The sequence below is a fragment of the Vibrio sp. YT-17 genome, from assembly GCF_033337375.1.
GTDB classification, from domain to species: Bacteria; Pseudomonadota; Gammaproteobacteria; order Enterobacterales; family Vibrionaceae; genus Vibrio; species Vibrio alginolyticus.
Window position 1 is genome coordinate 1 of the sequence record NZ_JAWOQP010000130.1, and the last position, 1,218, is coordinate 1,218.

The 1,218-nt window shown below is 46.9% G+C and carries 2 protein-coding genes; one reads left to right on the forward strand and one right to left on the reverse strand.

Annotated features, from left to right (window positions below; all coding sequences use genetic code 11):
- A partial coding sequence (locus tag R7F67_RS24400; protein WP_318057486.1) for a LytTR family transcriptional regulator DNA-binding domain-containing protein occupies window positions 1-274 on the forward strand: 274 nt, incomplete at its 5' end.
- Between the two features lie 76 nt (window positions 275-350).
- On the opposite strand, the gene ispH is transcribed toward R7F67_RS24400, so the two are convergent.
- Window positions 351-1,218: 4-hydroxy-3-methylbut-2-enyl diphosphate reductase (ispH, locus tag R7F67_RS24405; RefSeq protein ID WP_318057487.1), on the reverse strand; the 868-nt coding region annotated here is incomplete at its 5' end.

Here is a 1,218-nt window from a genome sequence, read left to right on the forward strand (position 1 = left end):
CGAGACGGTGGAATGTGCTTATAGCGATATTAGCGGTGTGCATATACGTTCCACCAGCCAAACAGCAAGCACTCAGCTCACGTTAAAAACACTGGAAGAAAAAACGCCCTTAGTGCGTTGTCATCGCCAATATTTAGTGAGCATTAAGGCCATCAGTGAAATCAAGCTGCTGGAAAATGGTCTAGCCGAAATCATCACTAAAACAGGCTTTGAGATCCCAGTAAGCCGTCGTTACCTCAAAGTACTCAAAGAGATGCTAGGTATCAGCCACTAAGTGCCGAATATGAGCGAAACATGCGATCAAAAAAGGCGACCTTGAGGTCGCCTTTTGAATATTCGATAAATGGATATCAGTCCACTTGCTTGATTTGCAGCTCTTTTGGTACTTCGAAGAACATGTTTTCTTCTCGACCTAAGACTTCATCGACTGAGCGTGCACCCACTAGTTCTTTGATACGCTCAAGAATCTGATTCACCAACTCTTCTGGCGCAGAAGCACCCGCTGTCACACCTACTTTTGTCTTGCCTTCAAACAACGCTGGCTTGATATCTTCAGGACAATCCGTCACGTAACCAGGCGTGCCAAGTTTCTCAGCCAACTCTTTAAGACGAGTAGAGTTTGAAGAATTCTTAGAACCCACAACCACCATTACATCCACATCACCAGCCAGCTCTCGCACGGCATCTTGGCGGTTTTGTGTTGCGTAACAAATATCGTCTTTACGTGGGCCTTGGATGTCAGGAAATACGCGGCGTAGCTCTTCAATCACATCAGCGGTTTCATCGACAGACAATGTGGTTTGGCTTACATAGTGCAGATCCGATGGATCTTTCACGATCGCTTTTAGTTTTTCAACGTCCGCAGGAGTTTCCACTAAGTACATGCCGCCAGTTTCGCTTGAGTACTGACCCATGGTACCTTCGACTTCTGGGTGACCAGCATGACCAATCAGAACCACTTCCATATTGCGGCGGCTTGCACGCGCAACTTCCATATGAACTTTCGTTACCAATGGGCACGTTGCATCAAATACCGTCAGATCACGCTGTTTTGCTTCTTGGCGAACCGCTTGCGATACACCATGAGCAGAGAAAATCACGATGTTGTTGTCACGCACTTCATGTAGCTCTTCAACGAAGAGATCTCCTCGTTCCTTCAGCCCCTCAACCACAAAACGTTTATGTACCACTTGATGGCGAACAGAAAGCGCTGCCTGA